The sequence below is a fragment of the Tepidicaulis marinus genome, from assembly GCF_000739695.1.
In the GTDB taxonomy this organism is placed as follows: domain Bacteria; phylum Pseudomonadota; class Alphaproteobacteria; order Parvibaculales; family Parvibaculaceae; genus Tepidicaulis; species Tepidicaulis marinus.
This window is the reverse complement of the sequence record NZ_BBIO01000020.1, coordinates 24,173-49,694: the sequence shown is the minus strand read 5'-3', so window position 1 is coordinate 49,694 and position 25,522 is coordinate 24,173. Positions and strand designations below refer to the sequence as shown.

Sequence of the window (25,522 nt, the reverse complement as noted above, 5' to 3'; positions counted from 1 at the left end):
GAGCGCTATGAGCAAAAATAACGGCATCAACCGCGAAACCGCGATGGAAGGCGAGATACAGATCGGCCCGACCTCGCTCGGCATGGTGCGCCTTTATGTGCGCGGCGAGAACTTCGATCTGCCGATGGATTTCACGCCGGACGAAGCGCGCGAGATTGCCGAGGAAATCGTTTCTGCTGCGGAAGAAGCGCAAGGCATGGCGGCTAAAGGTAAAAACAAGGGCGGTAAGGCTCCGCGCCGTTAACCATCTTTCACTCTCATTTGTTTGAAAACACGCACATTGCTGGCCGTTTGGCGCGTGGCGGGGTAAACTTAGAGTAATCCCTCTTCTGCCAGGGGCTCTTGCGCATTATACGCAGGCTGACGTTGCCGTACGCCGCCGGAAGAGGCATCCGTGTGCGGACGGTGCCGGGCAAGAAGAGGGTTTTCGCGCATATGAGCCGGCCCCTTATGGGCCTGATGGGAAAGAGGCGTGGACGTGGAATATGGTGGCAACGGGGCACTGAATGCCGACGACGCTGTGCCCGGCCTTGATGTCTTGCAAGAGGCAAACCATCCCGTTTGGCTGTGGGACCTGCACCGCCAGCGCATTTCCTGGGGCAATGGCGCAGCGCTCACCTTCTGGCAGGAAGAAACGCTGCTCGATCTGATCGAGCACGAGTTCGATCCCGCCGATCCCATGGCCGCGCTCTTTACCGAAATTCAGCAAGCCGGTTCAAGCGAAAGCGCCCTTTATCCCATCACGCTCGACCTTTTGGAGGGGCGCCGGCCCGTTACCTTGCGCTGCCGCCTTTTGATGCTGGATGACGGCCAGCCCGGCATTCTTGCCGAACTGATCGAGGATACCGGACTTGAGGCGGGCCGCTTCACGCGCTTCGGGCAAATGGTCGAGCAGGCCCCACTCGCCCTCTCGCTCTTTAATCTCGAAGGCCGGCTTCTTTATCAGAATCCGAAGGCCGACCGTCTCTTGGGGCGCAGCGCGGCCAATGCCTCTCTCGCCGCCCTTCTCGGCGACAGCGAGCTTGCCGAAATCCTGCTTGGCAAAGCCGCCCGCTCCGGCACGGCGAGTCGGCTTGTGGAGGTAAAGGGAAGCGAGACGAAAGACGCCGTTCCTTTTCTCTGCCGCCTTACCTTGCGCAAAGTCGAAGATCCGGAAACCGGGGCAGGCGCCGTGGTTGCCCTGTGGCGCGACGCGGCGATGCGCAATGCCGCGCTTGAAACGGCGGCGGGCGAGAAAGCCGAGCTGAAGGCACTGCTCGATGCGGTTTCCGATTTTCAGTGGCGCATGGCTTACCGCGACGGCGCGATGCGCTTTACGTCTATGTCCGATGGTTTCGAGGCGCTGACGGGGGTGAAAGCCGAAACCCTTGAGGGGCTTTCCTTCGAGGAACTGGCGCTGCGCGAGAATGTGGAGCTTTCCCCGGCGCTGCGCCAAGCGCTTGCCGGCGGCAGCCCCTGGCGGGATATCGGCCTTGCCTGGAGCAAAGGGGGCGGAGCGGAGAATAAAGACGCGCTGCATCTTTCCTTTTCCGCCGTGCCCTTGCGCACCCGCGAGGGGCGGCAGACGGGCTGGGCCGGGATCGGCAAGCGCATTGCCGCGCCGCTGGAGAAAACACCCGCCGCGCCTTCCTCTTCGCTCAGCGAAGATATCGCGCTGTTCGAAACGCTGAAATTCGGCGTGTTGCTGCTCGATGCCAAAGGCACGGTGACGGGCGCCAATGCCTACGCGCGGCAGATTTTCAATATTCCGCTCCATGGCATGGCCGTGAGCGATGGGTTCAGCCTGCAGGATAAAAACATCATCGAGCGCGAGCTTGACGCGCTTTGCGGCGGCAACGGGCTTATGCCCGAAAAAGACGATACGGGCCTTTCCGTGTTACTGCCCGCAGCGCGCACGCGCACCGGCACGGACCAGCCCTTGCGGCTCTTCCTCTTCGACCGGGCGGCGGAAGGCACGCCTCGCCCGCTGGCGGTTTTTTTAAAACCTCAAGCGAAGAGCTTAGCCGCGCGGAGACCATGCGCTCCTCCCTCGCGCAAGCCGAGCACGCGCTGAAGCGCAAATCGGATGTCACGGCAAATATCGCTCATGAGCTGCGCACACCGCTCAATGCCATTCTCGGCTTTTCCGAGATCATGCGCGATGAACGCTTCGGGCCGGTGGAGAACGAAAAATACAAAGGCTATATCGCCAATATCCACAAGAGCGGGCAGTATCTGCTCAGCCTGATCAACGATTTCCTCGATCTGTCGAAAGTCGAGGCGGGCGGTTTTACGCCGAATTTCGAACAGGTGGAATTGCGCCCGCTCCTGGAAGACTGCCTGGAGCTTATCCGGCCCGCCGCCAACGAGCAGAACGTCATCGTGCGCTTCGGCGATCAGGAAGACCTGCCGCCCGTCGTTGCCGACCGCCGCTCGCTGCGCCAGGTGATTTTGAACCTGCTGTCCAACGCGGTGAAATTCACGCCCGAAGGCGGCCAGGTGAGCCTTAACGCGGAAACGGATGAAGCCGGCAATCTTCTCATCACCGTCAAGGATACGGGCGTCGGAATGGACGAGGCGGACTTGCGCCGCGCGATGGAACCTTACGGGCAAGGCCGCCTCGGCGCGGCGCGCAGCGGCGGCACGGGGCTCGGCCTGCCGCTTTCCCGCGCGCTTTGCGAGGCGAACCATGCAAGCTTCGCCATTTCTTCCGTCCCGGGCGAGGGCACGGAAATCGTCATCACCTTCCCCAGCACGCAGGTGCTTTTAGGTTAGGCCTGAAGCTCGGCAATATTCTCGAACAGTTTCAGCGCCTCGGGATTGGCCAGCGCTTCCTTATTCTTTATCGCACGTCCATGCACCACATCGCGCACGGCAAGCTCGGTGATCTTGCCCGATTTCGTGCGCGGAATATCGGCAACGGCAATCACCTTGGCCGGCACATGGCGCGGGGAGGCGCCGGTGCGGATCTTCGTCTTGATGCGCTTGATAAGATCATCCGTCAGCTCTTCACCGGCCCGCAGCACGACGAACAGCACGACGCGCACATCCCCGTCCCTGTCCTGGCCGATGGCGACGCTTTCCATCACTTCTTCAAGCTGCTCGACCTGGGCATAGATTTCCGCCGTGCCGATGCGCACACCGCCCGGATTGAGCGTCGCATCGGAGCGGCCGTGAATGATCATGCCGCCTTCAGCCGTCGGCTCGGCAAAGTCGCCGTGGCACCAGACATTCTCGAAACGCTCGAAATAAGCCGCGCGGTATTTCTTACCCTCTTCATCGTTCCAGAAGCCGATGGGCATGGAAGGAAAAGGTTTGGTGCAGACAAGCTCGCCTTTTCCGCTGGAAAGGGGCCTGCCCTCCTCGTCCCAAACCTCCACTGCCATGCCGAGGCCTTTCGCCTGAATCTGGCCGCGATAGACGGGGCCGATGGGATTGCCGAGCACGAAGCAGGAGACGATGTCCGTGCCGCCCGAAATCGAGCAAAGCGCCACGTCTTTCTTCACCGCGTCATAAACATAATCGAACCCTTCCGGCACGAGCGGCGAGCCGGTGGAAAGGATCATGCGCATGGCACCGAGATCATGAGTGTCCGCGGGGCGGAAATGATCGTTCTTCAAGGCATCGATGAATTTCGCCGACGCGCCGAAGACATTGACGCGCAGCGCATCGGCATAATCGAAAAGCACATTGCCCGAGGGGTAAAAAGGCGAGCCGTCATAAAGCGCGAGCGTTGCCCCGGCGGCAAGGCCCGAGACGAGCCAGTTCCACATCATCCAGCCGCAAGTTGTGAAGTAGAAAAGCGTTTCACCCGGCTTGATGTCGCAGTGCAGCCGGTGCTCTTTCAAATGCTGGAGAAGCGTGCCGCCTGCCGAATGGACGATGCATTTGGGCGCGCCCGTCGTGCCGCTCGAAAACATGATGTAAAGGGGGTGCGCGAAAGGCAGCGGCTCGAAGGCGATCTCACCGGCTTCATAGGGCGCCGCCGCCTCTTCCCAGGAGACCTGATTTTTGACCGCGCTCACATCCGCGCCGATAAGCGGCACGGTGATGCATTTTTCAAGCGTCGGCAGCGCCGCCACGATCTCGGCAAGCTTCTCGCCGCAGGGCAGTTCCTTGCCATTATAGCGGTAGCCGTCACAAGCGATGAGCAGCTTGGGCTCGATTTGGCCGAACCGGTCGAGCACGCCCTTCACCCCGAAGTCGGGCGAGCAAGAAGACCAGATGGCGCCGATGCTGGCAGCGGCAAGCATCGCAATCACCGTCTCAGGCATGTTGGGCATGAAAGCCGCCACGCGGTCGCCGGGCACAAGGCCGTAGGCGCGAAAGGCCTGCGCCATTTTGGAGACTTCATCGTAAAGTTCCTGCCAGCTCCAGCTGCGCCCGCGCGCGCCTTCCTGATTGAAGTGGAGCGCGGGGCTCTCATCTTTCAGGCGCAGGAAATTTTCGGCGAAGTTCAGCCGGGCCTCGGGGAAGAATTTTGCGCCCGGCATCTTGCCGCCATCCACAAGAACCTTATCGCCCTTCTCGCCGATAACGCCGCATTCGTCCCAAACAAGCTCCCAAAAGGCTTCGGGCTCGGTGACGGACCAGGCATGGAACGCCTCATAGCCCTCTTGCGGGGCACCGAAGCGGGCATGGGCCTTTTTCATGAAAGCGGTCAGATTGGCATCGGCAATTGCCTTTGCCGAGGGGCGCCAGAGCGGCTCGGTCATATCGGTTCCTCCATGGCCCCCTTTTAAGGCGGGCGGGCCCTTTGAACAAGAACCCGCCCGGCCCTCTTTCTTTAGCCGCCGACCCCGGAAAGGCCGGCCACCTGCTCGGCATGGAGCCGGTGAAAGAGCGAACCGCGCGCGCCGGCAAGCTCCTTATAGGTTCCCTGCTCCACCACCGCCCCGTCCCGGAAGACCAGAATGCGGTCCACCGCGCGCACCGTTGAAAGGCGGTGTGCAATAATGATGGTCGTGCGCCCGGCCATCAGTTCCTCGATCGCGGCCTGCACCTCGCTTTCGGTGATCGAATCAAGGCTAGAGGTTGCCTCGTCGAGCACCAGGATCGGGGCATCGGCCAGAAACGCCCGCGCAATCGCCACGCGCTGGCGCTCCCCGCCCGACAGCTTGATCCCCCGCTCGCCCACCAGCGTTTCATAGCCTTGCGGAAACTTGGCGATGAACTCATGGGCGCGGGCCCGCTTTGCCGCCTCGATAATCTCGCGGCGGGAGGCGCCGGGCCGCGCATAGGCGATATTCTCCGCCAATGAGCGGTGAAAGAGGATGGGTTCCTGCGGCACGAGCGCCACGGCCCGGCGCACGGACGTTTGCGCCATGAGGGCGATATTCTGACGGTCGATCAGAATGCGCCCTTCGCCGATATCGTGCAGCCGCTGCAAGAGCTTGACGAAGGTGCTCTTGCCGCTGCCCGACGGGCCGACCAGCGCCACTTTTTCCCCGGCCGCGATTTTCAGAACAAAGCGCCGGTAAAGCGGCGCAGCCTGATTGCGGTAAGAGAAAGTGACATCCTCGAACGCGATTTCGCCCTTGCCGGGCTTTAGATCGGGCGCGCCTTCAGGATCGCTGACGCCGACGGGTAGGCGGGAAAAGGCCACCACATCGTCAAGCTCGTTGATCGCCTTTTGCAGGTGCTGCAAGTGCTGGCCGACATCGCGCAGATAGCCCGATATGAGGAGATAACTCGTCAGCACGAAGGTAACGCCGCCGACATCCGCCTTACCCTCGATCCAGAACCAGATCACCAGCGCGAAAAGCGCGAACTTCATGACATTGAGAATGAGCACCTGAATGATGTTCAAGTTCTCCATCCGCAGCCACGCCCGCAATGCCCGTTCTTTCCAGCTGAGTAGAACATGGGAAAGCCGGGCGTCTTCGCGCGCCTCCGCGCCGAAGGCCTTGACCGCGCTGTCGCAGGTCACGGCATCGGCAAGGGCCGCGCCAATCGCCGAATCCGCTTCATTATGGGCCCGGTTGACGGGGGCCACATAATGTTTGGCAAGCAGAGCCGTCACGGCGATGTAAAGCGCGGAGATCACCGTCACGGTGAGCCCGATCAGCGGCCATTGCCAGGTGAGCAGCGCCGTTACACCGATCAGCACCGCCGCGGTGGGAAAGAGCCCCACATAAACGGTATCGGCGAAAAGATCATAGGCCCACATGCCGCGCGTTATTTTGCGCACGGTTGCACCGGCAAAATTATCGCTATGCCAATCGGCGCTATAGCGCTGCACACGGGCAAAAGCCTCGCTGACAATCGCGTACATGCAGTGCGTGGCAAAGCGCAGCCAGATCCGGAACGCGGCAAAGCGCGCCAGATTGTAGCCGAGGCCTTGCGCCACCAGAAACAGCACGGCGAGGAAGGCCGCCTCGATGGCCGCTTCATCGGGCTTATCGCCCGCGCCCGCCACCGTGTCGATGAGGTAAGCGGAGACGACGGGAAAGAGCACGTCGAGCCCTGCCACCGCCAGCATCGTGACAATCAACCCGGCCAGCATCAGCGGATGACGCCGCCAATGCGACCAGACGAACCCCGCCACATCCCAGGCCGAGACGGAAACGGGGGGCGTATTTTGCGTATTCGTTTTCTATTCCAGGGCCGGGGACATGATCCGCGGCACAGCTCGCCGCTTAAAAGCGGCGTTTGAACCTTCCGGGCTCGCCGATACAGCGGAAAAGGCAAGGCCCCGCACGCAAAGCGCGGGAAACAGAGACAGTTCAGCCGTTAAATCAGAACACTTGAAAAATCGGGGAAGCTTGAGAAGCCCGGTGTGAAAGCGTCATTGACGTCATCCGGGCTATGCATGGGACTTAGAAAGTCACCAAATGCCCGGAGACATATGAGAGGGGGTCACGTGACCTGCCATTTCTGTCTCCTGGCGTGGTTAGCCGGCCGCCGGTGCGGGCCGAATGCGTGCAAGCATAGCAAAGCCGCGCACTCGGCCAAGAACCAATTTTCTTTTCTGCTGAAATAAACGGTGCGCGTTGCAATCATGTGACGGCTATCACGATTTCGCCATATACTTGCGCGACCAATAGCAAAACGCACTTTAGGGAGGCTGAGCATGGCCCGGATCGCTCTTATTGTTTTCGGCATCATCGTTCTTTTGGTCGGCGGGCTGGTTGCCGCGGCCTCTTTCATTCCCGCCGAAACCTATAAGGCGGAGATCGAAAAAGCCGTCAAGCAGCAAACCGGGCGGCAATTGCGCATCGAAGGCGATGTGGGCATCACCTTCCTGCCCGCGCTTGGCGTGGAAGCGGAGGCCGTGCGCTTTGCCAATGCCGAGTGGGGCGGCAAGCCGGACATGGTGTCGATGGACGCCATGCAGGTTTCGCTGAAAATTCTCCCGCTTCTCTCCGGCAATGTAGAGCTCGACCGTTTCGTCCTCGTGCGACCTGAAATTCACTTGGAAGTGAACAGGCAGGGCACACCGAACTGGCAGTTCAAACCGGCGCAAGAAGCAGCCGAAGCCCCCGCCTCTCCTTCTACCGACACCGGCGGCGATGAGACGCCGTCCGAAGGCGGGGCCGCGCTCAACGATATCCGCCTCGGTGAAATTGCCATCGAAAACGGCGTTGCCAGCTACAAGGATGCGCGCAGCGGCGCGGCTTATGAAATCACGGAGATCAACACGGTGCTCAACCTGCCGAGCCTCGACCGGCAAATGGTGTTCGATGGCTCCGCGGTGTGGAATGGCGACACGATCGAGCTCGATTTGACGGCGGACCGCCCGCGCGCGCTGATCGCAGGCGGTGAGACGCCCTTCACGCTTTCTCTTGCCACACCGAAAATCACCTCCGGCTTTGACGGCACGGTGACGCAGGCCGATACGCCCAAGCTTGCCGGCACGATGAATGTCGATATTCCCTCGGTGCGCGCGCTTGCCGCCTGGGCAGGCTCGCCGCTTGCCGAGGGCGACGGTTTCGGCCCCTTCACCATCAAAGGCACTGTCAGCGCGACGCCGGAAGTTTTCGACTTCTCCGATGCCGCGCTCAGCTTCGATGAAATGGAAGGCAAAGGCGCGCTCAACGTCAATCTGAAAGGCCAGCGCCCGAAACTGACCGGCAAGCTCGATCTTGAGACCATCAACACCAATGTCTATATGGCCGGCGGCGCATCCGCTTCAGGCGGGGATGCACCGGCTTCTGGCACACCCGGCGGCAATGCAGGCGGCGGCAGCGCGGCCTCTTCTTCGGCTTCCGGCTGGAGCGATGCGCCCATCGATATGAGCGGGCTGAAAGCGGTCGATGCGGACTTGGCGCTCTCGGCGCAGAAAATTCTCGTCCAGAACATCACAATCGGCGAAAGCGTACTCGGCGTGAAATTGAATGGCGGCGTACTCACCGCCGATCTGAGCAAATTGGCCCTTTATGAAGGGGCCGGCAAAGCCAAGGTGACGCTGAACGGCGCACAGGCAACGCCCGCGCTCAATGCCACGTTCGACATTTCCAATATCGCCGCTTACCCGCTGCTGCGCGATGCCGCCGAATTCGAGCGGCTGGAAGGCACGGGCGCAATGAACGTTTCCGTCCAGACACGCGGCAAGAGCCAGAAACAAATGATCTCCGCGCTGAGCGGCAATGGCTCGGTGAACTTCGCCAATGGCGCGATCAAAGGCATCAATGTCGCCCAGCTTCTGCGCAACGTGCTTTCCGGCGCGCTCAGCGGCTGGAACGCGGGCGGCACACAGGACACGGACTTCTCCGAACTTGGCGGCACGTTCACGATTCAGAACGGCATTCTCTCCAATCAGGACTTCCTGCTTCTCAGCCCGCTTGCCCGGGTGAGCGGGGCCGGCACGGTGAACCTGCCGCAGCAAACCCTTTCCTACCGGGTAGAGCCCAAGCTTGCCGCCACGCTGGAAGGCCAGGGTGGGGACGCAGGCGCCAAGGGCATCGAGGTGCCGATCATCATCGAAGGGCCCTGGGCCAACCCGAAATTCCGCCCGGACTTGAAAGCCATCCTGTCCGACCCGGAAGGCGCGGTGAATACGATCAAGGACCTGAAAGACGGCGGCGGGAAAAAACTCCTGGAAGGGCTGATCGGCAAACCGGCCGGTGACGGAGAAAGCGGCGGTGATAGCGGCGGTGAGACATCCGGCGACAAGCCGAATGTCGAAGACGCGATTAAAGGCCTGTTCGGCCGCTGATCCGGCAAGCTTAAGGGCGCGCCTACACTTTTTTCAGGTGAGGCGCGTCCACATAGCTTTTCTCCCCGTCCACCCGGTACATCACCCGGCCAAGGCGGGGATAAGTGCACACATCGATAGGCGCGCGCGTACCGCCCATCAGATAAACCGCGTCCTCTTCAAAAATATTCTTCATGGAATGAGCTGGGCCGTTTTTCGGGAAGAGCAACACATCCCCCGGCCCCGCCTCGCATTCTTCCTCGCCGATCCGCGCCAGAAGCCGGCCTGAAAGGATCATCACGAATTCCTCGTCCTGGCCGTGAAAATGATGCTCCGTCGTCTCATGGCCGGGCTCGATGCGCACGATATGGAGCCCCATATCTTCCAATCCCGCCAGATCGCCCAAGGTGCGGGTCATACGCACGGCCCCCTCATTGAACTGATGGACATGGGACCGCTCTTCCATCGCCTCGATCCGGGCCTTGGAAAAGAAGCAGCGCTCCAGATCGCCTTTCGCCCCTTTATCTTGCGCCATGTCCATTTCTCCTATTGTTCGCGTGATGCCGGTAAAACCCGGCTTTCCGCCTCTCTTACAGATTTGAGGCATGGGGTGCCAGAACCGGCCTTTCCCCAATGTTTTCAAGGCGGGGCTAGCCTCGCCCCTGCCCCGGCGGATAGACTGGCCTTGTGGGGAATCAGGCTGGCGGTTCACGGGGCCATGTTGCAGAGCACGCTTTCAACGGCGATCAAATTCGCGCTCGCGTCGGTAGCGATCGGGGCAGTGCTTTCCGCGTTCGACATTTCGGCCATCGAAGTCGTCAAGGAAATGGGGCTGACGCCGGAGGCCATCCGCGGGCTGATTTCCCGGGCTTTCGAATGGGCGCTGCCGCATTTTATTCTCGGCGCCATGGTGATTATCCCCATCTGGCTGATCATTTATCTGCTTCGCCCGCCCGGCCTTGGCAAGTAAGACACCTCATAAAACGCAGCGCGAATCTGTAGTTTAGGCGCTTTGGGCGTTGCGCCCGCCGCCTGACCCATTACATTAACCATATTCGTCCGCCTGCGAACAGGCGGCAGGGACCGGCAGGGGCGCCGGTCCTTCAATTTTGGGAGGATATTCAGATGAAAAAAGTTTTGCTCGCGGCAGCGTTTCTCGCCGGTTCGTCCGTTGCAGCGCTGGCCGATGTCGGCGCGGGGCTGGTCGGTAACACCGTCACGCTGACGGGGCCGGAAGGCGCGGTGACGCAGATTTATTATCCTGACGCCAGCACCACGGAAGTGAAACTGCCGGATGGCTCCACCGCCACCGGCACCTGGCGCGTCGACGGCAATAAAATCTGCACCGTGACGGGCGAGAACCCGGAAACCTGCACCGCTGCGATCGAGGAAGCGCCGAGCGTCGGTTCTTCCGGCACGATCGAAGGCGAGCAGGGCAATGTCGAATGGCAGGTCTCCGAAGGCAAAGCCTTCTAAGCTAGGCACTCAGCACAGCGGATCAGGGCAGGCCGAGCGGCCTGCCCTTTTTCGTGGCCCGCGCTTTTTCGTGGTTTGTCCTTTCCAAGTTCGCCGCGGCCTTTGTGCTGGGCGGGCTCTCGGCTAAACTCCGGCCACCGAAATCACTCAAAAGACCCGAGAAAGGAACCCTTATGGGACGTCTTGAAGGAAAACGCGCCATCATCACCGGCGCCGGCAGCGGCATCGGCCGGGCAAGCGCCGTGCTTTTTGCCCGCGAAGGCGCAAAAATCATTGCCGTGGACCGCATGGAAGAAGCGGTGGATGAAACCGCCGCCATGGTGCGGGAGGCAGGCGGTGAAATTTCCTCCGTCGCCGCCGACGCCGGGGACGAGGACGCGGTGAAAGGCATTGTCGAGCACTGCGTGTCGAAATTCGGCGGCGTCGATGCCGTCTATGCCAATGCGGGTGTTTCCGGCGGCCTGGTGCCGATCGAAGAGCAGACGCTGGAATATTGGCAGGAAATCCTGCGCATCAATCTCATCGGCCCCTTCCTTGCCATCAAACACGTCACGCCGCTGATGATCAAACAGGGCCATGGCTCCATCGTCTGTACCGCTTCGGTGGCGGGCCTTAGAGCCAATGCGGGCGGCCTGCCCTATTCGGCCTCCAAGGCCGGGGTCATCAGCCTCGTGCAGACCACGGCGAACGCACTTTACGGCACGAATGTGCGCGTCAATGCGATCTGCCCCGGCCTTATCGAAACCGGCATGACGAAACCGATCTTCGACGGCGCAAGAGCGCGCGGCAAGGAAGACAAGATCGGCCAGCTCAACCCGCTGGCCCGTTATGGCCATCCCGAAGAAATTGCCAATATGGCGCTCTTTCTTGCGAGCGACGAGGCCTCTTATGTGAACGGTCAGGCCATTCCGGTCTGCGGCGGGCTTTCGAGCACGCATCCTTTCGCGGCCAGCCGGCCCGGCACATAAGGTGAGCGGAACGCCGGAAGACCCGCACCGGCTGCCGCAAGCAGCTTTGAGATGGCGGGAAGATGGGACGCCGGAATCTTCGGATTTCGGCGATCTCTATTTCTCGGCCGAGGATGGGCTGGCCGAAACCACCCATGTCTTTCTCAAAGGCAACAACTTGCCCGCCGCCTGGGAAAGATGCGCTAAAGAGGCTTCCGGCACGCCTCTCTTCACCATATGCGAGACGGGCTTCGGCACGGGGCTCAATTTCCTTGCAACCTTGGAGCTTTGGGCAGCGCACCGCCCGCCCGGCGCCAAACTGCATTTCATCTCGCTTGAAGGTTATCCGCTTTCCGCAAGCGATCTTGAAAAAGCACATGCGGCCTGGCCGCGCCTCAAACCCTTCAGCGAAGAACTCCTTAAGCACTATCCCCCGCTCGTGCCGGGCTTTCACCGCTGCGAACTTGCCAATGGTGTCACGCTCACGCTTCTCTTCGGAGAGGCGGCGAAGATGCTGGGATCGCTCGAGCTTTCGGGGAGCAAAGTGGATGCCTGGTTTCTGGACGGGTTCGCCCCTTCCCGAAACGAGACCATGTGGTCACCTGCCGTCTTTCATGAGATGGGCCGGCTTTCAGACCCCGGCACTACGCTTGCGACTTTCACCGTGGCAGGGGCGGTGCGGCGCGGACTTGTCGAGGCAGGTTTCGAGGTCAGCAAGACGCCCGGCTTCGGGCGCAAGCGCGACATGCTGCAAGGCCTTTATAAAGGGGCGCCATCCGCCTCCTCCCTGCCGCTCTGGTACCGCCCGCCTGCCCCGCCCCGCCCGAAACGCGCGCTTATCATCGGCGGCGGGATTGCGGGCGCCGCTGCCGCCCATGCGCTGACGCGGCGCGGCGTGCAGGTCACGCTTATTGAAAAAGGCCCAGGCCTTGGCAGCGGCGCCTCGGGCAATCCTGCCGCGCTCTTCATGCCGCGCCTTGCGCTCGGCAGCGCGCCGACCGGGCTTTTCCACCGCGCCGCTTATCTTTATGCCAGCGCTTTTTATGAGGCGCTGCAAGGGGCAAGCGGCGCGTCCTTTTTCGATCCCTGCGGCGTTCTGCATCTTGGCCGGAGCGAGGGGGAGGAAGAGCGCCTGCGCGCGCTTGCGGAGCGGCAGGTGCTGCCCCCCACCCATATGCGCTTTCTTGAAAGAGAAGACGCCTCCGCACTTGCCGGCATTAAACTGCCAACACCCGCGCTTTACTTTCCAGGCGCCGGCACGCTCAACCCCCAGGCACTGCTCGGCGCGCTTGGCGCCGAAGCGGACTGCCGGTTCAAGACTGAAGCCGCCCATCTTGAGCCGAAAGGAGGCGGCGGCTGGACCGCAAGAAATACGCAAGGCGAGATCCTCGCCGAAGCGGATATCGTGATCGCGGCGGCAGGCGCCAGTACCATGCAGCTCTTCCCTGAAGCGGGTCTGCCCATCACCCCCGTTGCGGGCCAGGTCACGGAATTTGCCCCCCGTGAGGGAAGCGCGCCGCTGAAAACCGCCCTTGCCGCCGGTTCCTATCTTCTTCCTGCGCAGAAGGGAAAACAGCTCACCGGCGCGAGTTTCGACAAGCAGGACCTATCCCTTGCCCCGCTGATGGCAGACAGGGAAAAGAACCTTACTGCGCTTGAAGAATGGCTTGGCGCGGACGCGCGGCCTTCAGAGATTTTTTCGGAGCGGCGTTCCTTACGGGCAACGACGCCAGACCGGATGCCTTTTGCCGGCCCCATGCCGCAGCGTGCCGCCTATGAGCGCGCTTATGAAAGGCTGCGTTACGGCGACCGTTTTGCCGCCTATCCGCCCGCGCCCTCCCCGCCCGGACTTTACACAATAGGCGGGCTCGGCTCGCGCGGCTTCCTCACCGCCCCGCTCCTGGCCGAGCATCTTGCCGCGCAAATATGCGGCGATGCCTCGCCGCTTCCCCGCGAGCTGATCGAGGCCACAGCACCGGCAAGGTTTATCATTCGCTCACTTAAGTAATCCGCATAGGAACATTTTATCTTGCTCGGGATATACATATGTTTACATGACATGCGCAAGCATCATGGAAAGTAAATAATAAATACAACCAAATGTAATTTTAAATATTCGATTCTCCCTCAAGAGTCTTCGGTAGATAAAAACTGATCTACATCAAGTAAAATCACTGTTCTTGGTTATCATAAATTAACCGGTTCCCCTTTAGCTTCTCCGGTCGAAGCCGCCGCGTGCGCACTTGCAAAGGGGATACACCATGAACAGAAATCAGGACATTGAAGGCCGTTTGTCGTTTCTCGGCATCGATGCCGAAAAACGGGCTCTTCTGAAGGAGGTTCTGAAGATCGTCGACCCGCATCTCGACACCATTCTCGATGATTTCTACAAATGGATCATGGCGCGCGAGGAAACCGCCGCCGTTATCGGCTCCCCCGGCCGCATTCCCGCGCTCAAAAACGCTCAGGCGGAACATTGGCGCGGCCTTCTTTCGGGTGAATTCGGCGAGGCTTACACAAAACGCGCGCAGGCCATCGGCGGCGCCCACCACCGTGTCGGCCTGGAGCCGCGCTGGTATATTGCCGGTTATTCCTTCGCCCTTTCGCGGCTGATTGCCAAGCTCAATGCCGCTTACCGCAAAAAGCCCGATCTGCTCGACAAAGCCGTCGATGCCATGACCAGCGCCATTATGCTCGATATGGAACTTGCCATCTCCATCTATCTGGAGCGCGGCGAGATGCAGAAGAAAGAAGAGCTCTTTCAACTTGCCGACCAGCTTGAAAAAACCATTCAGGTGTCCGTCGACCATGTGGAAGAGAACACGGCCCGCACGGCAAAGGTCGCAAAAGACATTCACCATTCCATGGACAGTTTGAACGAGCAGGCGAAAAACGTCGTCGGCTCGTCCGATGAAACCTCCGAGAATATTTCCCGTGTTGCTGCAGCAACCGAAGAACTTGCCGTTGCCGAACGGGAAATCCAGAACCAGGTAAACCGCTGCGCCGATGTGGCGCGCGGCGCGGTGACGGAAGTTTCCAGCACCTCCGAGCGCATGGAAGGCCTCGAAGCGGCAAGCCATGAAATCGGCAAGGTGGCAACGCTCATCTCAGACATTGCAAGCCAGACGAACCTTCTGGCCCTCAATGCCACGATCGAGGCGGCGCGCGCCGGGGAAGCCGGCAAAGGCTTTGCCGTGGTTGCAGCGGAGGTCAAAGCCCTGGCCACGCAGACGACGAAAGCGACGGAAGAGATCACCAATTACGTGAACGCGATCCAGCGTGCTTCCGGCGAAGTATCGACCTCGGTCACGGGCGTTCAAACCACGATCCGCGAGGTGGAAGAAATCGCCGCCGCCATCCGCGTTTCGGCGGAAGAGCAGTCCCGTGCGAACGAGGAAATCGGCGCCAATGTGCATCAAAGCGCCCAAAGCACGCGGAATGTGTCGGGCGCCATGCGCACGGTCTCGACGGAAATCAGCTCCGTGAACGGCCGCACGAACGAACTTTCCGATATTTCGGCAAAACTCAATGAGGAGCTTCAGGACTTGCGCAAGACTGTCGGCAACCTCATCGGTCAGCTGCGCTCTCACGATGTCTTCGATCGCCGCACAACCTACCGCACGAGCTGCCAGATCAGCGCGCAGATCGAAACGAGCGACGGCAAACACCAGACCGAGATTTGCGACCTTTCAGAAAACGGCTGCGCCCTGCGCGGCCAGATCAAGGCGGAAAAGGGAGCCGAGGTTGCTTTACATCTGAGCGGCAGCGCCCCGGTCAAAGCGATCATCGTGGAACAGTCGGACGGCAAGACGCATCTCGCCTTCTCCCGTCCCATCAAGGATGTGCCCGCGCTCGCCGCCGTGCTGAAAAACGCCGCTTGAGCTTGACCGGAAAGCTTTCGGATTTTCCGGAGGCTTATCCCCACTATGAGGCCGGGGCGGGCGCTTTTGACGCCCCGGTTCTCAGAACTCGTTAACTATTGGCATGATAATTCATCCTATGAATTTTCAATACCGGCGGCCTTCGGTCTCCGGGGTCTGCTAAATGGGGAAAATATGACCGGCGGCGCACAAGAACTGGCCAATCGTCTCGAGTTTCTCGGGATCGACAGCGAAAAACGGCAATTCATCGTCAAGTCATTCGACGCGATCAAACCCGAACTGCCCGACATCATTGCACGGTTTTACGAACGCGTGATGGGCAATCCGGAAACGGCTGCCATCATTGGCGGGCCGGGAAACGTTTCCCGTTTGCAGAAAGCCCAGGTCAGTCATTGGACATCGCTCTTCTCGGCGAAATTCGATGCAGATTATGCCCAGCGCGCCGTCGCCATCGGCGCGGCACATTTGCGCGTCGGCCTGGAACCGCGTCTTTACATCGCCGGCTACAGCTTCATTCAGGGCGAGATTTGCGAAGTGCTGGTGCGCGCCCTGCGCAAGAAGCCAGACATGCTTGCCAAATGCCTTTCCGCTGCCCAGGCCGCCATCATGCTCGACATGGAACTTGCGATCAGCGCCTATTTGACGCAAGGCGAGGAGAAACGCCACCGCGAGCTCGGCGAACTTGCCGATCAGCTGGAAGCCACCATCCAGTCCAGCGTCGATCATGTGCTTGAAAACATGAACCGCACGAGCGAAGCGGCACGCTACATTCACGACCACATTGCCAAGGTCAATCAGCGGGCGAACTCCGTTTCCGATTCCACGCAGGAAACGGCCGAAAACATTTCCCGCGTCGCCGCCGCTACCGAGGAACTGACGGTGACGGAACAGGAAATCCAGTCGCAGGTCGGCCGCTGCGCGGAGGTTGCCCGCAGCGCCGTTGCCGAAGTCGCCAATGCTTCCGAGCGCATGACCGGCCTTTCCGAGGCGAGCGATCAGATTTCGAAAGCGGCAACGCTTATCTCCGATATTGCGAGCCAGACGAACCTTCTCGCCCTCAATGCCACGATCGAAGCGGCCCGTGCCGGGGAAGCGGGGAAAGGTTTTGCCGTCGTTGCAGCGGAAGTCAAAGCGCTTGCCACGCAAACGACGAAAGCGACCGAGGAAATCAGCGGTTTCGTTGCCGCGATCCAGCGTTCTTCCGGGGATGTGTCCACCGCCGTCGACGGTATTCAGCAGACGATCCGCACGGTGGAAGAAATTACCGACGCGATCCGCATTTCTTCGGAAGAACAGGCCCGCGCCAATAGCGAAATCGGTGTCAATGTTCACCGCAGCGCTGAAGGCACCCGGCTTGTATCGGGCTCGATGCGGGAAGTAGCGAAAGAAGTTTCCGACGTCAATGGACGCACGGACGAACTCTCGCAGATTTCCACCGCGCTTACGGATGAAATTCAGGAACTGCGCCGCACTGTGCGCACGCTGGTGGGCAAGCTGCGCACCCATGAGGAATTCGACCGGCGCGCGGCCTACCGCGTAGAGTGCCGCCTCTCCGCAGACGCCCGCCTTACAACCGGCAAAACGCAGCCCGTCACGATCACCAACCTCTCGGCCGACGGCTGTGCGGTCAGCGGGACGGACCTTGCCCGGACCGGCGCGCTTCTGACGCTCGAATTCGGCGCCTCCCACAGCCTTTCCTGCGTGGTACTGAATGCGGCAGACGGGCGCACGCATCTGAAGTTCAAGGGCAAGGCGCTCGATATTCCGGCGCTGCGCTCGGCACTTGGCGGAAAATCCGCCGCCGCTTGATAGGCATGCCTCCTTACGAGAAAACCCGGCTGCACCTCCGTGCGGCCGGGTTTTTCAGTTAGGTCGTTAGAAATTCAACGGGCCAGAACTTCCGCCGCCTGGCGCGTGCTCGCAACGGCGCCGCCTACCTGCTCGATCGCCGCCGAGATACCTGCCATGCTCGACGTGATCTCCTCAACGGACCGGGCAGCTTCCTGCATCCCTTCGGAAATATTGCCCGTCACAACGCTTTGCTCTTCCACTGCTGCGGAAGTGGAGGTGACGTGATCGCGCACCACTTCCATGCCATCACGGATCGATTGCAGCGCTTCAACCACTTCGCTGGAAACGGACTGAATTCCCGCGATTTCCTTCGAGATATGATCGGTTGCCTTGGCGGCCTGACTGGCCAGGTTTTTTACTTCGCTTGCAACGACGGCAAAGCCCTTTCCGGCTTCTCCGGCGCGCGCCGCCTCGATGGTCGCGTTGAGCGCCAGAAGATTGATCTGACCTGCAATCTCCTGAATGAGCTCGACAATGCCGGTCATGGCAGAGGCGGCATCGGCCAGGCGCGAAGTCGAGCCATGGGCGGCCTCGACCTTACCCTGCACTTCTTCACCCGCCATTTTGGAACGCACCATGCTCTGGGCGATCTCGCCGATAGAGGCGACGAGCTCTTCCACCGCAGCCGCCACCGTTTGCACATTGGCACTGGTGCGTTCGGCATTCGTGCCTGCATTTGCCGCTTCGCCTTCCGCCCGGTCCACGGCGCCGTCGATCTCGGCGAAATTCGTGTCGATCATCGTCTTCAGATCGGTAAGCAGGGAAACCTGCGAGGTAATGTCCGTCGCATATTTCACGACCTTGAAAGGCCGGCCCGCCGCATCGAGGATGGGGTTATAAGAAGCCTCGATCCAGACCTCCTTGCCGCCCTTGCCATAGCGCTTGAACTGCCCGGCTTCATACTCACCGGCACGCAGCTTCTGCCAGAAGCGCTTATAAGCTTCGCTGCCGCGGTCCTCGGGGCTCACAAACATCGAGTGGTGTTTGCCCTGCACCTCGCCGAGCGAGTAGCCCAAGGTGGAGAGGAAATTCTCGTTCGCCGTCAGGATCTTGCCGTCCAGGTCGAATTCGATGACGGCCTGGGACTTGCCGATCGCATTCACTTGGCCGCGCAGATCACTGAACTCGGCTTTCGTTGCCGTGATATCGGTCGCAAATTTCACGACCTTATAAGCCTTCCCGTCCCGGCCGATCAGCGGGTTATAAGAAGCCTCGATCCAGACTTCCCTGCCGCCTTTACCGAAGCGGCGGTACTGCGCCGATTGATAATGCCCGGCTTTGAGCCGCGCCCAGAAATCCTTATAGGCGGCACTGCTGCGGTCTTCCGGCGCAACAAACATCGAATGATGCTTGCCCTGGACCTCATCCAGCCGATAGCCCATGGTGTTCAAGAAATTCTCGTTCGCCGTCAGGATGTTTCCATCCGTGTCGAATTCGATAACAGCCTGCGATTTGTCCAGCGCAGCAAGGCGGGCTTCCATCTCAACGTCTTTTGACGATCTGCCAATACTCAACATGTCCGTTACTCACATAGCCGATCCATGCCGTTGACGATCCCCCGGAACGCTTTCGGCCACTGTTCAACCTTACGCGCCTGTCCCCGCGCCGGATCACCATGGCGGTTACAGAAGGAGAATTGATTAAAATTCGTAGCGTCTTCCGCAAATCCTTGCAGAAGGTTAGAAAAACGTAAATTCCGCTAAAAAAAATCGTGAGAAACGCGCGCCTTCTCACCTCCCTCTTCACAGAATTTTTCTGTTTCGCGTTCCATACTTTCGACTGGTCAGCGCAAACGGAGTGATGGCGTGAGTAACCTTTCCCAAGGATGCCAGGGCTGCCGGGACGGCAATCCGCTTCCCTTCGATTTTACCGTCGCTTTTCATCCCATCATCGATGCACACACGCATGACGTCTGGGGTTATGAAGCGCTGGTGCGCGGGCTTCAGGGCCAGGGCGCGGCGCACATTCTCTCCCAGGTGGACGACACCACGCGCTATAAGTTCGATCAGGCCGCACGCGTAAAAGCGATCGAGCTTGCCGGGCAGATCTTCCCGAAAGACGGCACGCGCCTTTCCATCAATTTCATGCCGAACGCGGTTTACGAACCGGCCGCCTGCATCCGCGCCTCGCTGGCCGCGGCGGCACGTGTACGCTTCGCGCCCGAACGCATCATGTTCGAGTTCACCGAGGACGAGCGCATGGATGACACAGCGCATATCGAGCGGATCATCGCGGAATATAAAAGGATCGGCTTTTTGACCGCCATAGACGATTTCGGCTCTGGCTATGCCGGGCTCAACCTGCTGGCCAATTTCCAGCCCGATCTCATCAAGATCGATATGGACATCATCCGGAATATCGATACGAGTCCGGCGCGTCAGGCCATTGTCGCCGCGATCGGCCATATCGCCCGCACGCTGGGCATCACGATCATCGCTGAAGGGATCGAAACCCGCGCGGAGTTCGAGATACTGCGCGCCGCCGGGATCCGGCTGTTTCAAGGGTTCTATTTCGCTAAACCAGGCATCGAAACCCTGCCGAAAGTGCCTTTCCTTGCCGGGCCGCCCCTTGAAGAAGCGGCGCAAGCCTGACGCGGGCATGTTTTTTGGGCTCGTTGCCAATATAAAGAGGCACTGCCATTGTAATGACACAAATGGCGCTTATCTCTCTATCAACGCGCAGACATTGATGCGGCTTTAAGCCAAGCAAATCTGTCTGAGGGCGCTCGCGGCCGGATGTACGCCGCAGCGTCCCTTCGCGTTCCCCCCTCTTCTTTGTTTGCGGCCTTTTCGTTCCTTACGGAACCGGTCCGCCTCAATCATACAGAAACGGATAGAGCCTTCACGCAAGGCTTCAACAATGACCATAGAAACAACAAGAAACGGCGCAAGCCGCCGCCCCCGCGCCTCTACCCCAAAACCCACCTCAGGCAATGGGACGCAAGGCACGATGGCCGGCTGGAAAAAGCGCTTCGACCATTACACCGCCCTTGCCAAGGAATACGGCATCTCGAACGACCGTGTCGCTCAGGAAAACAGCTACCAGCACGCCGAACACTATTTCCGCCTGATGAACGCGCAGCCTCACTGAGGCTGTCAAAACGGCGGAATGCACAAAAGATAAGGGCGGCGCTAGGCGCCGCCCTTTCGTGGTTATCCGGCTGGCCCATCGGGCCCTTACAGTGCCCTACGCGGCCTGAATGTCCGCGATGAAACTATCGACCTCTTTGCGCAGCACCTCCGATTGCTCGGAAAGTTCGTCCGACGCCGTGAGGAGCTGCGCCGATGCGGCGCCTGTATGCTGCGCGGCTTCATTCACACCGGACACATTGGAAGCGATTTCGCCGGTTGCATGGGAAACCTCCTGGCAATTCCTAGCGATCTCGCTCGTCGCCCCTCCCTGCTGCTCGACAGAGGCCGAAATGGCAGAAGAAATTTCGCTCAAGCGGCGCACGGTTTCGCTGATCCCTTCGATTGCCGTGACGGAGCTATCCGTTTCCTGCTGAATGGCCGCGATCTGGCCGGCAATGTCCTCCGTCGCCTTGGCCGTCTGATTGGCCAGCTCTTTGACTTCCGCCGCCACAACGGCAAAGCCCTTCCCTGCTTCCCCGGCGCGCGCGGCTTCAATTGTCGCATTGAGCGCGAGAAGGTTTGTCTGAGACGCAATATCGTTGATCAGCGTCATGACCTCATCGATTTTGGCGGCAGCCGCAGAGAGCTTGCGCATCTGGACGCTCGTGCTCTGCGATTGGCTGGCAGCTTGGCTGGTAATCGTGTTCGATTCCGCAATCTGCCGGGCGATTTCGCGGATCGAGGAATCAAGCTCTTCGGCAGCCGTTGCAACCGTCTGCACGTTGGAGCTTGCCTCTTCCGTTGCCGCAGCCACCGCGCCGCTTTGCTGCGTTGCCTGCTCCGCCGTTGCGGTAAGCGACGTTGCGGAATTGCGCAATTCCGTGGAACCGCCCGCGACGGCCTGCACAATCTCGTTGATGCGCGTTGAAAAAGACGTCACGAGATTCTGCATTCGCTCGGCCCGGCGCTCACGCTGGGCGAGGTTTTCTTTTTCCTGCTGCTCGAGACGCGCCTGTTCAATGGCATTGCTTTTGAAGATTGTCAGAGCCCCTGCCATTTCCCGCACCTCATCTTCAAAAGGCGTTTCGGGAATGTCGATTTCAAGATCGCCATTGGCGAGCTTGCCCATGGCACCCGTGAGCGCCTGAACGGGGCGGCTAATTCCTTTCGAAATCCACATTGAGAAAGCAAGCCCACCGCCCAAGGCCAAAACGAACAAACCCGCCATGAAGACTGTCAGGGTTTTGAACAAGGATTCGGAAGCGTTGAAATCACTCAGCGCGACACTCAATTGAAGTTCGATCAGTTCGGCAATTTTTTCCGTCAGCGGATCGATATTCGTATAAAGACCCGCTCCGACAAAACGAACCAGCCCGGGCATGTCATTGCTCGACAAGAGACGCTTGAGATCGGCTTTGACCTTGTCCGCCGCGCCCATCAACGCTTCTGCTTCGGCAACGAGCCGCGCTTCTTTCTCGGTGAGCTTGGTCGCGGTATAAGCAGACCACTCCTGCGCGATCGTCTCTTCGGCGCGGGCGATATTGTCCAGCGCCTGCGCAAAGGTGATGTCACCCGCCCGCGCCTTATGCGCCGTATCGACGACTTGAACCGCATAAGTATCGGAGAGAATTTTCAGCTGGCGCAGCGGCACCACCCGGTCGTTATAGATGCTTGCCATGGAGGTGCGCATTTGCGACATGCCGGTATACCCGGCAAAGCCCACGGCCATCATGGCGGAGAGCAAGACCGCTGCTATCAGCATCAATCTTGCGGAAATTTTCATTTTCCTAAAAACGCCGGAGGCTTTGACCGTGCCCGCCGTCGCGGCAAAGCCGGCATGCGCCTGATCTTTTTTCATCGACTGTCATCCCCAACAATCAGAACGTGGAAGAGAAATCACTACCGGGGATAACTTATCGGTACGGCCACCTTCCAACTTATTAACAGAAGTTCTATTTGAAATGACAGTTTTTATACATAGTGAATATATACGGAACTGAAATGTAGTTCCCGCCCCCGCCATATGTGTGAGACGCGTAACCGCAGATTTACAGACGCGCTCAAGCCGTATGCAAAGCACGCGCTTTCAAAAAACAAGATTCACGAGGAAAGAAGTGGTGCCCAGGGGCGGAATCGAACCACCGACACTGCGATTTTCAGTCGCATGCTCTACCAACTGAGCTACCTGGGCATCTGGCCTGAGTTTAGGCCGGTCCGGGGAGCCCCGGACGCGAGTGGGCGGTTTATAGGAAATCGGGCCGGGCCTGTCCAGTAGAACCTCACGCGTAAAGCCCGGAATCTGCGCCTTTCCCCGCCTTAATCTTCCTCGCCGCCGGAGGGGCGCTGGGCCGCCTCGCGCAAAGCCGCTTCGGCCTCGAACTCGTCCGGCGGCTCGACCGCGGGGATCGCATAGGTGCCTTTCAGCCAGCGGCCGAGATCCACATCCGCGCAATGTTTCGAGCAAAAGGGCCGGTATTTCATCACCATGGGCTCGCCGCAAATCGGGCAGGGCCGGGCCTTTTTGTCGTTGTCGTTCGCCGCGCTCATGTCACCACTCCGATCTCCACCCGCTCCCGATCGAAACGGGGCTCGCGGATCAGCTCGACCTTGGCGGGGAATTTCGCCTGCAGGCGCCGCATCAGGTGCCCTTCCTCGCGCTCCAGCCAGTCGGCGACTTCCGGGGCGACATAGACTTCAAGCGGGCGGCCGGGCGCCGCCGCCCCTTCGCGCACCAGCCGGCGCAGAACCTCATTGCCCATGGTCGCCGCCGTCTTGATGCGCGGGCGGCCTTTATGGCAGGTCGATTCGGTCAGCAATTTATCCAGCGGCTCACGGGTGCGCTTGCGCGTCATTTCCACCAGGCCGAATTCGGACATGCCGGAAATTTGCGTCGGCACGCGGTCCCGCTCAAAGCCGGCATTCAGCGCGTCCAGCACCTTGGCGATGTTTTCCTCACGGCTCATATGAATGAAATCGATGACGATGAGCCCGCCCGTGCCGCGCAGGCGCAGCTGGTGGATGATCGCCTCCACCGCTTCCAGGTTGATACAAACGCTCGTTTCCTCAAGGCCCGTCGCCGCCGTGTATTTACCGGAATTGACGTCGATGGCGGTCAGCGCCTCCGTCGTCTCGATGGTGATCCAGCCGCCCGAAGGCAGTTCGACACGCGGCTCCAGCGCTTTTTCGATTTCCTCTTCAATGCCGAAAAGCTCGAACAGCGCGCCCGGCCCGTTGAAAAGCTCGATCCGGTCCAGCATTTCCGGCATCGCCCGCTCGCAGTAACGCCGCGCCTCGCCATAGGCTTCCGCATCGTCGATGAGAACGCGCGCGGTTTCCAGGCTGGCATAGTCGCGCAAGGTCCGGCTGACGGGATCAAGATCATGGAAGACGACGGCAGGCGGCGCGGATTTCTTTTCCGCCGCGCGCACATCCGCCCAGTCCTGAGCAATGCGTTTGGCGTCTTCGATGATTTCCGCTTCCGTTGCCGCAAGCGCCGCCGTGCGCACGATGAAGCCGGCCGGCTCCCCCGTCACGCCGCAAGCCTGCAGCTTATGGGCAATGCCTTCCACCAGGCCGGTGAGGCGCGCGCGCTGTTCCTCATCTTCGATGCGCCGGGAAAGCGCGATGCCGGACTGGTTCGGCACCAGCACCAGAAGCCGTCCGGGAATGGTCACATTGGCCGAAAGCCGAGCGCCTTTTTCCCCGATCGGGTCTTTGACGACCTGCACCAGAATGGACTGGCCTTCATGGACGCAAGTATTGATGGGCGGCAGGTTTTCCGCGTCATAGGAAGGCAGATAGCAAAGGCAGCGCGCCTCGCGCACACCCAGAAAGCCTGCCCGGTCGAGACCGATATCGACGAAAGCCGCCTGCATACCGGGCAGCACACGCTGCACGCGCCCGAGAAAAATATTCCCGAGCAGGGAATGACCGGCCCGCCCGGTCTTGGCCTTCACATCCTCTTCGTTCGTGCGCTCCAGCACGAAATCGACGGGACGGCCGTTTTCCACCACGGCGACGCGCGTTTCGCCGAGGCCTACATTGATCAACACTTCCTCGGACATACATTCCCCGATGGCAATCCCCGATGGGCGCTTGCCGCTCCCCTTCCATTTCCACAATCCTAGAGCTTTCGGCCCCCCTTGGGAACCGAGCCCGTTTCCGGCTTTCTTTTAGCTTAAAGAATCTGTGAAAAGAGGAAAGCCAAGGCCACTTAAAAGTTTCACGGTTTCCGCAAGAGGAAGCCCGACAACAGAAGAATAGGAGCCGGAAATAGAGGGAATGAAAGCCCCGGCAAGGCCCTGAATGGCATAGCCGCCCGCTTTTCCCCGCCACTCGCCGCTTTTCAGATAGGCCCTCATTTCAAGATCGGAGAGCCGCTTGAAGGTGACACGGGTCATCACCAAACGCTCGGCCTGCCTTGCCCCGCGAACCGCGCAAATGCCGGTATAGACCCGGTGCGAGGTGCCGGAAAGAAGCTCAAGACAGGCGCGCGCCTCCGCCTCCGTTTCCGCCTTGGGCAGGATGCGCCGCCCGCGCGCAACCACCGTGTCGGCGGCCAAAAGAAACGCTGCCTCATCGCCAAAGCGGGCAGCGGCGGCGGCCGCTTTTTCCCGCGCCATGCGCGCGGCATATGCGCGGGGCAATTCGCCTTTCAGCGGACTCTCGTCGATATCCGCGCCTTCTTGCGCATCGGGCACAATGCCGGCCTGCGCCAACAGCGCCAGACGGCGCGGCGAGGCGCTCGCCAGGATCAGCCGCGCGCGCGCGGTGTTGCGGCTTTCAGGCTCTTTAGAAGATGAAGCGGCCATCGATATCGCCCGCCTGTCAAAGGGCTCGCCCATCAGGGCCTCAGCCGGTTCGGCGCTTATTTGAAGCGATAGGTGATGCGCCCTTTGGTCAGATCATAAGGGGTCATTTCGACCTGGACCTTGTCACCCGCCAGCACGCGAATGCGGTTCTTGCGCATTTTGCCGGCCGTATGGGCAATAATCTCATGCCCGTTCTCGAGCTTCACCCGGAACGTTGCATTGGGGAGCAGTTCGGCAACCACGCCCGAAAACTCGATCAGTTCTTCCTTCGCCATTCTCAACCTTTAGTAATTTGCGCTGGAGAATGCGCAGATCGCCGCTGGAAATCAAGCGTTCCGGTGGGTCTTTTTGACGCAAAAACAGGGTTTTA

21 protein-coding genes and 1 tRNA gene are annotated in these 25,522 nt (G+C 60.2%); 12 read left to right on the top strand and 10 right to left on the bottom strand.

Annotation, left to right across the window (positions count from 1 at the left end; translation table 11 throughout):
• The first annotated feature begins 7 nt into the window (after positions 1-7).
• The 3 genes from M2A_RS15205 to M2A_RS15195 all read left to right on the top strand — a co-directional run bounded on the left by M2A_RS15205 (position 8) and on the right by M2A_RS15195 (position 2,754).
• Positions 8-244 carry a DUF6324 family protein gene (locus tag M2A_RS15205; RefSeq protein ID WP_045449239.1) on the top strand — a complete coding sequence of 79 codons (237 nt, stop codon included), beginning with the start codon at positions 8-10 and terminating at the stop codon, positions 242-244.
• A 228-nt stretch (positions 245-472) separates the two neighbouring features.
• Complete coding sequence (locus M2A_RS15200; protein ID WP_045449237.1) at positions 473-2,053, top strand: PAS domain-containing protein; 1,581 nt, start codon at positions 473-475, stop codon at positions 2,051-2,053.
• On the top strand, positions 2,017-2,754 hold the full coding sequence (locus tag M2A_RS15195) for a sensor histidine kinase (RefSeq protein ID WP_045449234.1): 738 nt from the start codon (positions 2,017-2,019) through the stop codon (positions 2,752-2,754). The genes M2A_RS15200 and M2A_RS15195 overlap by 37 nt, the downstream gene beginning before the upstream one ends.
• On the opposite strand, the gene M2A_RS15190 is transcribed toward M2A_RS15195, so the two are convergent.
• Together M2A_RS15190 and M2A_RS15185 are read right to left on the bottom strand one after the other, a co-directional pair.
• Positions 2,751-4,694, bottom strand: a complete 1,944-nt coding sequence (locus tag M2A_RS15190) for an acetoacetate--CoA ligase (protein WP_045449232.1) — start codon at positions 4,692-4,694, stop codon at positions 2,751-2,753. The genes M2A_RS15195 and M2A_RS15190 overlap by 4 nt on opposite strands.
• A gap of 71 nt (positions 4,695-4,765) precedes the next feature.
• Positions 4,766-6,484, bottom strand: coding sequence for an ABC transporter ATP-binding protein (locus M2A_RS15185; protein ID WP_081875674.1), 1,719 nt, complete (start codon positions 6,482-6,484; stop codon positions 4,766-4,768).
• Positions 6,485-7,051: 567 nt separating this feature from the next.
• Here M2A_RS15185 and M2A_RS15180 point away from each other — a divergent pair.
• Positions 7,052-9,136, top strand: coding sequence for an AsmA family protein (locus tag M2A_RS15180; protein ID WP_045449227.1), 2,085 nt, complete (start codon positions 7,052-7,054; stop codon positions 9,134-9,136).
• 22 nt (positions 9,137-9,158) lie between these two features.
• On the opposite strand, the gene M2A_RS15175 is transcribed toward M2A_RS15180, so the two are convergent.
• On the bottom strand, positions 9,159-9,650 hold the full coding sequence (locus M2A_RS15175) for a cupin domain-containing protein (protein ID WP_244444473.1): 492 nt from the start codon (positions 9,648-9,650) through the stop codon (positions 9,159-9,161).
• A 183-nt stretch (positions 9,651-9,833) separates the two neighbouring features.
• Between M2A_RS15175 and M2A_RS15170 the strand changes: the two genes are divergently transcribed.
• The 6 genes from M2A_RS15170 to M2A_RS15145 all read left to right on the top strand — a co-directional run bounded on the left by M2A_RS15170 (position 9,834) and on the right by M2A_RS15145 (position 17,228).
• On the top strand, positions 9,834-10,085 hold the full coding sequence (locus tag M2A_RS15170; RefSeq protein WP_045449225.1) for a DUF6460 domain-containing protein: 252 nt from the start codon (positions 9,834-9,836) through the stop codon (positions 10,083-10,085).
• 155 nt (positions 10,086-10,240) lie between these two features.
• Positions 10,241-10,591, top strand: a complete 351-nt coding sequence (locus tag M2A_RS15165; protein ID WP_045449222.1) for a hypothetical protein — start codon at positions 10,241-10,243, stop codon at positions 10,589-10,591.
• A gap of 173 nt (positions 10,592-10,764) precedes the next feature.
• Complete coding sequence (locus M2A_RS15160) at positions 10,765-11,559, top strand: SDR family NAD(P)-dependent oxidoreductase (protein WP_045449220.1); 795 nt, start codon at positions 10,765-10,767, stop codon at positions 11,557-11,559.
• Position 11,560: 1 nt separating this feature from the next.
• Positions 11,561-13,546 carry a bifunctional tRNA (5-methylaminomethyl-2-thiouridine)(34)-methyltransferase MnmC2/FAD-dependent 5-carboxymethylaminomethyl-2-thiouridine(34) oxidoreductase MnmC1 gene (mnmC, locus tag M2A_RS15155; RefSeq protein WP_052379537.1) on the top strand — a complete coding sequence of 662 codons (1,986 nt, stop codon included), beginning with the start codon at positions 11,561-11,563 and terminating at the stop codon, positions 13,544-13,546.
• Positions 13,547-13,799: 253 nt separating this feature from the next.
• The gene (locus M2A_RS15150) at positions 13,800-15,419 is read left to right on the top strand and encodes a protoglobin domain-containing protein (RefSeq protein WP_052379536.1); all 1,620 of its coding nucleotides are present in this window, start codon (positions 13,800-13,802) and stop codon (positions 15,417-15,419) included.
• Between the two features lie 174 nt (positions 15,420-15,593).
• Positions 15,594-17,228 carry a globin-coupled sensor protein gene (locus M2A_RS15145; RefSeq protein WP_052379535.1) on the top strand — a complete coding sequence of 545 codons (1,635 nt, stop codon included), beginning with the start codon at positions 15,594-15,596 and terminating at the stop codon, positions 17,226-17,228.
• Between the two features lie 74 nt (positions 17,229-17,302).
• Here M2A_RS15145 and M2A_RS15140 read toward each other — a convergent pair whose 3' ends face one another.
• Positions 17,303-18,787 carry a methyl-accepting chemotaxis protein gene (locus tag M2A_RS15140; protein WP_045449218.1) on the bottom strand — a complete coding sequence of 495 codons (1,485 nt, stop codon included), beginning with the start codon at positions 18,785-18,787 and terminating at the stop codon, positions 17,303-17,305.
• Positions 18,788-19,075: 288 nt separating this feature from the next.
• Here M2A_RS15140 and M2A_RS15135 point away from each other — a divergent pair, with 288 nt between their 5' ends.
• Together M2A_RS15135 and M2A_RS18480 are read left to right on the top strand one after the other, a co-directional pair.
• Complete coding sequence (locus M2A_RS15135; protein ID WP_052379534.1) at positions 19,076-19,861, top strand: EAL domain-containing protein; 786 nt, start codon at positions 19,076-19,078, stop codon at positions 19,859-19,861.
• 268 nt (positions 19,862-20,129) lie between these two features.
• The gene (locus tag M2A_RS18480; RefSeq protein ID WP_081875671.1) at positions 20,130-20,360 is read left to right on the top strand and encodes a DUF4167 domain-containing protein; all 231 of its coding nucleotides are present in this window, start codon (positions 20,130-20,132) and stop codon (positions 20,358-20,360) included.
• 96 nt (positions 20,361-20,456) lie between these two features.
• On the opposite strand, the gene M2A_RS15130 is transcribed toward M2A_RS18480, so the two are convergent.
• The 6 genes from M2A_RS15130 to infA form a co-directional block, all read right to left on the bottom strand.
• Complete coding sequence (locus tag M2A_RS15130) at positions 20,457-22,199, bottom strand: methyl-accepting chemotaxis protein (protein ID WP_052379533.1); 1,743 nt, start codon at positions 22,197-22,199, stop codon at positions 20,457-20,459.
• A gap of 257 nt (positions 22,200-22,456) precedes the next feature.
• Positions 22,457-22,532: transfer RNA gene (locus M2A_RS15125), tRNA-Phe, on the bottom strand.
• Between the two features lie 125 nt (positions 22,533-22,657).
• Positions 22,658-22,888: a DNA gyrase inhibitor YacG gene (locus M2A_RS15120; protein ID WP_045449216.1), complete on the bottom strand. Its 231-nt coding sequence runs from the start codon at positions 22,886-22,888 to the stop codon at positions 22,658-22,660.
• On the bottom strand, positions 22,885-24,405 hold the full coding sequence (locus M2A_RS15115; RefSeq protein ID WP_045449215.1) for an Rne/Rng family ribonuclease: 1,521 nt from the start codon (positions 24,403-24,405) through the stop codon (positions 22,885-22,887). The genes M2A_RS15120 and M2A_RS15115 overlap by 4 nt, the downstream gene beginning before the upstream one ends.
• A gap of 108 nt (positions 24,406-24,513) precedes the next feature.
• Positions 24,514-25,152 (bottom strand): Maf family nucleotide pyrophosphatase, encoded by a 639-nt coding sequence (locus M2A_RS15110; RefSeq protein ID WP_045449213.1) that lies wholly within the window; start codon positions 25,150-25,152, stop codon positions 24,514-24,516.
• A gap of 56 nt (positions 25,153-25,208) precedes the next feature.
• Positions 25,209-25,427 carry a translation initiation factor IF-1 gene (infA, locus tag M2A_RS15105; RefSeq protein ID WP_045449210.1) on the bottom strand — a complete coding sequence of 73 codons (219 nt, stop codon included), beginning with the start codon at positions 25,425-25,427 and terminating at the stop codon, positions 25,209-25,211.
• Between the last annotated feature and the right edge of the window lie 95 nt (positions 25,428-25,522).

Bases quoted from the DNA above. Each gene is read 5' to 3' on its own strand.
- M2A_RS15205 (WP_045449239.1), top strand. From the start codon at position 8: ATGAGCAAAAATAACGGCATCAACCGCGAAACCGCGATGGAAGGCGAG.
- M2A_RS15195 (WP_045449234.1), top strand. From the start codon at position 2,017: ATGCGCTCCTCCCTCGCGCAAGCCGAGCACGCGCTGAAGCGCAAATCG.
- M2A_RS15190 (WP_045449232.1), bottom strand. From the start codon at position 4,694: ATGACCGAGCCGCTCTGGCGCCCCTCGGCAAAGGCAATTGCCGATGCC.
- M2A_RS15185 (WP_081875674.1), bottom strand. From the start codon at position 6,484: ATGCTGGCCGGGTTGATTGTCACGATGCTGGCGGTGGCAGGGCTCGAC.
- M2A_RS15180 (WP_045449227.1), top strand. From the start codon at position 7,052: ATGGCCCGGATCGCTCTTATTGTTTTCGGCATCATCGTTCTTTTGGTC.
- M2A_RS15175 (WP_244444473.1), bottom strand. From the start codon at position 9,650: ATGGCGCAAGATAAAGGGGCGAAAGGCGATCTGGAGCGCTGCTTCTTT.
- M2A_RS15170 (WP_045449225.1), top strand. From the start codon at position 9,834: ATGTTGCAGAGCACGCTTTCAACGGCGATCAAATTCGCGCTCGCGTCG.
- M2A_RS15165 (WP_045449222.1), top strand. From the start codon at position 10,241: ATGAAAAAAGTTTTGCTCGCGGCAGCGTTTCTCGCCGGTTCGTCCGTT.
- M2A_RS15160 (WP_045449220.1), top strand. From the start codon at position 10,765: ATGGGACGTCTTGAAGGAAAACGCGCCATCATCACCGGCGCCGGCAGC.
- M2A_RS15150 (WP_052379536.1), top strand. From the start codon at position 13,800: ATGAACAGAAATCAGGACATTGAAGGCCGTTTGTCGTTTCTCGGCATC.
- M2A_RS15145 (WP_052379535.1), top strand. From the start codon at position 15,594: ATGACCGGCGGCGCACAAGAACTGGCCAATCGTCTCGAGTTTCTCGGG.
- M2A_RS15140 (WP_045449218.1), bottom strand. From the start codon at position 18,787: ATGTTGAGTATTGGCAGATCGTCAAAAGACGTTGAGATGGAAGCCCGC.
- M2A_RS18480 (WP_081875671.1), top strand. From the start codon at position 20,130: ATGACCATAGAAACAACAAGAAACGGCGCAAGCCGCCGCCCCCGCGCC.
- M2A_RS15130 (WP_052379533.1), bottom strand. From the start codon at position 22,199: ATGAAAAAAGATCAGGCGCATGCCGGCTTTGCCGCGACGGCGGGCACG.
- M2A_RS15120 (WP_045449216.1), bottom strand. From the start codon at position 22,888: ATGAGCGCGGCGAACGACAACGACAAAAAGGCCCGGCCCTGCCCGATT.
- M2A_RS15115 (WP_045449215.1), bottom strand. From the start codon at position 24,405: ATGTCCGAGGAAGTGTTGATCAATGTAGGCCTCGGCGAAACGCGCGTC.
- M2A_RS15110 (WP_045449213.1), bottom strand. From the start codon at position 25,152: ATGGCCGCTTCATCTTCTAAAGAGCCTGAAAGCCGCAACACCGCGCGC.
- infA (WP_045449210.1), bottom strand. From the start codon at position 25,427: ATGGCGAAGGAAGAACTGATCGAGTTTTCGGGCGTGGTTGCCGAACTG.